Consider the following 6,525-nt stretch of genomic DNA (forward strand, 5'->3'; position numbering starts at 1 on the left):
CCGGACGATGAGGTCGACAGCGGCGCGGCCCACGGACGATCGGGGCGGGGCGACCGCGGTGAGCGCAGGCGTGAAGAGCTGGGCCACCTCGTCGTCGTAGGCGATGACCGACAAGTCGCCGGGCACCGAGATTCCGCGGTTGAGCGCGAGGTCGACGAAGGCCATGGCCTCGGGGTCGGAATGCACCACGAGAGCGGTCACGCCGGTGCTGAGCGCTGAGTCGAGGGCCGCGTCGACGACGGCCGAGAAGTCGGGGCTCGTCCGCGGCGGCAGCATCGACTCGAAGTGATCGGTCGGCGTCAGGCCGAGCTCAGCGCAGGCGGCCTGCCAGCCCCGCGTGATCTTGCGAGAGGTGGGAGAGTCCCGCGAGATGATCAGGCCGACCTTGCGGTGGCCGAGCGAGGCGAGGTGGCGCGCGGCCAGCACGGCGCCGAGAGCGTGGTCGGTGGTGACCGACTCGACGGGGGTGCCGGCGGGCAGGAGCAGCGCGTCGCGTTCCACGAGCACGCTCGGCGCCCCGCATCCGGCGAGCCACTGCACGACGTCCTGCGCATGCGGCGTGTCGGTATTGGGTGCGACGATCAGGCCGCGCACGTTGTCCGTGTGCACGAGCCGTTCGAGCACCGGCCGCTCGTCCTGCAGTTCATACGACGCCCCTCGCAGCACGACTCCCATGCCGAACCGCTTGGCCTCTGTCTCCGCGCCACGGACGACCCCGGGCCAGTAGTAATTGAGCGAGGGGACGAGCACCGCGATCGACCCTGCGGCGATGATGGCGCCGCTGTCGGGAATCGCGCCTGTCGAGGCGGCGTCGCCCGTGGGCACCGCACCGCCGTGCACCCGCACCAGCAGTCCTTCCTGCTCCATCTGAGCCAGGTCCCGGCGGAGGGTGACGGGCGCGACGCCGAGCTCGTCGACCAACTGGGAGATGCGCACGACGCCGTCGCGGCCGAGCGCCGCCAGAACGTGGGCGCGGCGCTCGGCGCCCAGGGGCGCCTGGGTCTCATGGTCCGTCATCGTGGGTCCCCATCGGTCGTCTTGACTAGTTCTACCGTGGCCGAGAGTCGTTCGAGGTCAGCTGCGATCAGGTCGAGTCGTGTCAGGCGTTCGCCCCACACTGTGGAGAGCATCGGGTCGTCAAGTTCACGCACGACGAGTCGCGCGGATGCCGCGGGACTCCATCGCACGCGCACCGGCCGCGCGCCCTCGAGCGGCGTCACGACGGCAGAATCGCCCTCGATCTCGACCTCTCCGGCGATCAGCAGGCGCACCGAGGTCTCGCCGCCCTGCGCATCGGCATCCCACGCGTCGTCGATGGTGATCTGCCCGGTGCGCTCGAGTCGCGCGGTGCGGCGCCAAGAAGTCACTCCCTCGTAGGCGCCGGCGAGATCCAGGCTCAGCGATGACCCTGCATCGGAGATCTCGACAGCGACATCGCGCGCCGCGTGGGCGCTGCCCGGGACCTGCTCGCGCCCTCCGATGACCGGCACGTTGTGCCAGCCGCTCTGCATGGTCCAGATCGCATAGCGGTCGGGGCCGAAGGTCTGCGCGGTATAAGTCGGGCGGCCGGCGTCGACGATCACGGGCACGCCGTCCGACGCGATGACGAACGACCCGACGTCGTTGTGATTGTGATGCTCGCCGTTATGCCCGCCTTTGACGGCGAGTGTGAGTCCCGCCGCGGTGCCGGCAGCCGGGCGTGCGATGAGCACCTGCGTCGACGGAAGCCACGAATCGCGCGGAAGCGGTGACGCTCCACGTGGGGTGTCCACCCACGCAGCATCCGTCATGCCGCGCAGCAGTCGGCCGAGGCCGTCCGTCTCGACCGCGGCGGAGCCTTCGCGGTGCGCCGCGGCGTGGGCTGCGGCATCCGTGTCTCCCACGCGACGTGCCGCGCGGTGGAGGGCGTGCCACGGCTGCGCGGCAGGTGGTCGGGCCGGCCCGTCGGCGATGTTCAGGTACCACGGTCCGCCGAGGTGCATGCGGTGCGGGAACGCGACAGTGGCTCGGAGCGCCGGCACGTCGAACGCGTCGAGACGGTCGCCCGTCGCGTGCGAGAGGATGTCGAGCGCCTCGAGCGCCCGGCAGGCCCCGTTCCACCAGTAGGCGTAGCCCTCGTCGATCGCGCCATCCTGCGGAAGCACCGCCACGTAGCGATCGATCCCCTCGATCGAGAGCGCGACCACCTCCGCCCGTGCGGGGTCATCAGCCTCCATGAGCGCGAGCGCCGCCACGAGCACGTTGCCGTGGATCCAGGGGTTCCAATTGTGGACGTCGCCGTCGAGCCCCAGCCAATGCCAGTCCCGACGACGGATGAACGGCTCGATCACCCGGACGCGGGCCTCGCGCCGGATGCGCGCACGCACACCGGGGTAGCGGCGCTCGAGGCCGTCGCCGACGAGGTGGTCGAGCCACGCGAGCTGGCCGACGACCTCGCCCGCGCCGAGGTCGAGGTAGGGCGCGTCGACATCGCCCAGCACCCATCCGCGCTGACGGAAGACGTCGTCGTGGGCGGGCCAGCACCACGAGCTCTGCTCGCACAGCAGCCAGACGCCGTCGAGCACCTCCGCGTACCACTTGTCGTGATCGGTCAGGGCGGCAGCGACCGTTGCCCGGCTGAGGCGCCGCTGACGCGCGTACGCGGCTTGCTCCCACACGTCGCGGTCTCCATCGGAGTGCACGCGAGCGGCATCGTGGGCGCGAGGCTGCGGCCACGCGAGACCGAGGTCCGCTTCTGCGCGCTCGAGGATCGCCGCGGCTGTCGCTGCGTCGGCGGCGCGCGGCCACGCGGACCGATCGGATGCCGGCGGAACGGGGAGGGCCTCTGCAGGATGCCGCAGCAGCGAGGGAAGCACATCCGCGAGTGCGCCGGGCGCGACTTCGGCCTGACGCTCGAACATGCTCGCCAGCGGCCCCCGGAACGACCCAGCGGCCGGTGGGACCACGGCATCGGTAATCGAGCTCATGGTTCGGGTCGACTTCCTCTCCATCGAATAGTCGTCGCCACAACGGTAAAGCGATCAGAAACGATCATAAACACTCTAGATGCTTCTTGCAATGTCCTAAATCGGTTGATACGCTCCCAAACGATCGCTTTCGTAGTGATTGGCCAACTCAAAGGAGATTGCGTGTCGATCCAGCAGCAGTCCGTGACGCACATCGCGCCGCACGGGGCCGATTGGACACGCGATCAGTGGCTTGATTACGCCGACCGCCTGCTGGCCGGAGCCCGCGTCTGGGCGTCGCCCGGCGCCGCGCGGATCACGCCTCCCGGCGAAGAGGGTGGCTACGGCCGCGCCGTCGATGGTCTCGAAGGGTTCGCGCGCACGTTCCTGCTCGCGGGATTCCGTCTCGCCGGCGAGCAGGGTCGCGGCCTCGAGGACCTCGCGGACTTCTACCGGCGCGGTGTGACGACCGGGGTCGACCCCGACGCAGAAGACCGCTGGGTGCGCATGGACGAGCATGCGCAGGCGAAGGTCGAGGCCGCCTCGATCGCGCTCGTTCTCGACATGACCCGCCCATGGATCTGGGATCGCCTCGACGCCGTGACCCAGCAGCGCGTCATCGACTATCTGGCCCCCGTTGTCGGCGACGACACCTACCCGAAGACGAACTGGCTCTGGTTCCGCATCGTCGTGCAGACGTTCCTCCGGTCGGTCGGCGGTCCGTGGTCGGCCGAGGACATCGCCGACGATCTCGCCCTGCACGACTCGCTCGTCCGCGAGGACGGCTGGATGTCGGATGGCTTCGAGCGGTCGTACGACCACTACGTCGGCTGGGCGCTGCATCTGTACCCCGTGCTGTGGGCCCGGATGCAGGGCGCTGCTGAATTGGCCGGGGGCAGGACCGCGTCGGATGTCGCCGCCCTCGACCGGTTCCTCCTCGACGCCGTAGCCCTCGTCGGCGCCGACGGCTCCCCGATGATCCAGGGCCGGAGCCTCATCTACCGCTTCGCCGCCGCCGCTCCGTTCTGGATCGGCGTGATGGCAGAGGTTCCCTCACTGTCGGCCGGCCGTCTGCGACACGCCGCGGGCCGTATCGTCGGCCACTTTGCAGCGAACGGCTCACCCAACGAAGACGGCATCCTCACGATGGGCTGGCACGACGAGTGGCGCGCACTCGCACAGTCCTACTCGGGCCCTGGCTCGCCGTACTGGGCGGTCAAGGGCCTGATCGGCATCTCGCTTCCGGCCGACCACCCGGTGTGGGCCGCAGCGTCCGAGCCCCTTCCGGTCGAGTCGGGCGACACGCTGCGCGCCATCCGCTCGGCGGGCTGGATCGTGTCGGGAACACATGACGACGGCATCGTCCGTCTCGTCAACCACGGCACGGACCACGCCGAGGAGGGAAGCCTCGTCGGCGACTCGCCGCTCTACGCGCGCATCGGCTATTCCACGGCGACGAGCCCACTCGTCGACCAGCCCGGCTGGGAGCAGCCGCTCGAGCAGTCGGTCACGATCGTCGACACGCAGGGCAGGGCAACGCACCGCGCGGCCATGACGCTCATCGATGTGCGGATCCAGGATGACGAGCACGGGCGTCTCGGGATCGCGGCGTCGACCTCGCGGGCGCACTGGCTCGCTCCGAGGCCTGCCGCCCACCGTCATGGATCCGGGATCGACGGCGACATCGAGGTGGCCGGCCGGCTCACGGTTCACTCGCTCGTACGCGGACCCTGGGAGCTGCGCCTTGTGCGCGCCGATGCGCTCGCGTCGACCGCCGAAGGGCTCATCCTCCGTGTCGGCGGCTGGCCCCTGGCCGGTGACACGCCCGCGACCGATATCGACGGCCGCGAAGCCGTCGTACGCACGGTGCGCCTGCGGAGCGCGATCCGCTCGCTGCGTGGAGCAGGCACGGCCGCGACGGCATCACGCCACGACGCTAGCCCGCTCGGCGCCGACGCCGTCGTCCCCTACCTCGACCACCCGCTCGCCGCCGGCGAGTGGGTCGTCGCGCTCGTCGAGCTGTCCGGAGCACCGGCGGCGTCGACACACGTTGCCTCCGTCTCGCTCGAGGAGCGCGACGAGGCGATCACGGTGACCGTCACCTGGCCCGATGGCCTGGTGACGAAGAGTCGCCTCGCAGACCCCGGTACCGCCTGAGGCGGACCGGCAGCCCTACGGGGACCCGAAGGCGGGTTCTCGGCAATCACAAAGGAGTAGCAACAATGAAGCGCAAATTCGCAGCAGCAGCAGGCGTCGCCGTCGTGGCCACGCTCGCGCTGGCCGGATGCAGCGGGGGCGAGGGCGAGAGCTCGGAGCCCACTGAGTCCGCCGGCCCCGTCACCCTCAGCCTCTCGGGCTGGAGCCTCGACACCACGCCCGAGTTCCAGGCGCTGGCCGACGCGTTCCACGACGAGAACCCCAACGTCACCATCGAGCTCAAGGGCTACGACGCGGCGGAGTACAACACGCTCCTCACCGCCGACCTCGCCGCCGGCGCCGGCCCCGACATCATCACGCAGAAGGAGGTCAAGTTCGTCCCGACGTTCGTCGAAGGCGGCCAGCTCCTCGATGTGTCCGATGTCGAGCTTCCCGACGGGATCAGCGGCGCGGCTTCGTACGAGGTCGACGGCGCCTCCTACGCGGTGCCTTACCGCAACGACTCCTGGGTCCTGTACTACAACAAGGCGCTCTTCGACGCCGCGGGCGTCGACTACCCCGACGGCTCCTGGACGTGGGACGACTACAACGACGTCACGGCCGAACTGAACAAGGGTCTCACCGCGGCGGGAAGCCCCGCCAAGGCCGCGTACATGCACCGCTGGCAGTCGACCGTCCAGGGCTTCGCCAGCGCACAGTCCGACACCGACGTGCTCGAGGGCGACTACGAGTACATGGAGCCGTTCTACGACAACGTGCTCGCGCTGCAGGCCGATGGCAACCAGATCGACTACAACACGAGCGCCGCGAACCAGCTCACCTACCAGGGCGAGTTCGGCAAGCAGAACGCGGCCATGCTGCAGATGGGCACGTGGTTCGTCGCCACGCTCATCGCCCAGCAGGCCTCGGGCGACGCCGATGACTTCGAGTGGGGCATCGCGCCGATCCCGCAGGTCGACGACTCGACCGCCGGGCTCGACAACACGCCGGTGACCTTCGGCGACCCGACCGGTCTCGGCATCAACGCCGCGATCGACGAGTCCAAGGTGCAGGCGGCCAAGGACTTCCTCGCCTTCGCCGCGGGTGAGGAAGGTGCGCAGATCCTCGCCGGCATCGGCATCACGCCGGCCCTGCTGACCGACTCGGTCGTCGAGACCTACTTCGCCGTCGACGGTGCCCCCACCGACGACCTGTCGAAGTTCGCGTACTCGACCCACGAGGTGCACCCGGAGAACCCGACGTCGAGCAAGACGGCGGCCATCCAGGGCATCCTCAACGACATGCACACGGCGATCATGTCGGGCTCCACGCCCGTCGCCGACGCCATCACGCAGGCGCAGGACCGCGTCGCCAACGAGGTCGGACTCGACTGAGTCCCCTTGGCCCTTCGACGGGCTCAGGGACCGTTCCCTGAGCCTGTCGA

Annotated in this window: 4 protein-coding genes; 2 read left to right on the top strand and 2 right to left on the bottom strand. The window is 69.8% G+C overall.

The features are described 5' to 3' along the window. Both AC1DVT_RS16860 and AC1DVT_RS16865 read right to left on the bottom strand, forming a co-directional pair. Window positions 1–1,017, bottom strand: a 1,017-nt coding sequence (locus AC1DVT_RS16860) for a substrate-binding domain-containing protein (RefSeq protein ID WP_477390165.1), incomplete at its 3' end; no start/stop codon positions are given. Then, window positions 1,014–2,966: a heparinase II/III domain-containing protein gene (locus AC1DVT_RS16865; protein ID WP_477390167.1), complete on the bottom strand. Its 1,953-nt coding sequence runs from the start codon at window positions 2,964–2,966 to the stop codon at window positions 1,014–1,016. The genes AC1DVT_RS16860 and AC1DVT_RS16865, both read right to left, overlap by 4 nt. Before the next feature lie 162 nt (window positions 2,967–3,128). On the opposite strand from AC1DVT_RS16865, the gene AC1DVT_RS16870 reads away from it, so the two are divergent. Together AC1DVT_RS16870 and AC1DVT_RS16875 are read left to right on the top strand one after the other, a co-directional pair. After that, entirely contained in the window at window positions 3,129–5,102 is a 1,974-nt protein-coding gene (locus tag AC1DVT_RS16870) for a DUF2264 domain-containing protein (protein WP_477390169.1), read from the top strand. 65 nt (window positions 5,103–5,167) lie between these two features. Next, window positions 5,168–6,475 carry an ABC transporter substrate-binding protein gene (locus AC1DVT_RS16875; RefSeq protein WP_477390171.1) on the top strand — a complete coding sequence of 436 codons (1,308 nt, stop codon included), beginning with the start codon at window positions 5,168–5,170 and terminating at the stop codon, window positions 6,473–6,475. Window positions 6,476–6,525: the final 50 nt, after the last annotated feature.

It is taken from the genome of Microbacterium sp. P2_F9 (genome assembly GCF_056403635.1).

Coding starts and splice junctions, on each gene's coding strand:
- AC1DVT_RS16865 (WP_477390167.1), bottom strand. CDS start 2,966: ATGAGCTCGATTACCGATGCCGTGGTCCCACCGGCCGCTGGGTCGTTC.
- AC1DVT_RS16875 (WP_477390171.1), top strand. CDS start 5,168: ATGAAGCGCAAATTCGCAGCAGCAGCAGGCGTCGCCGTCGTGGCCACG.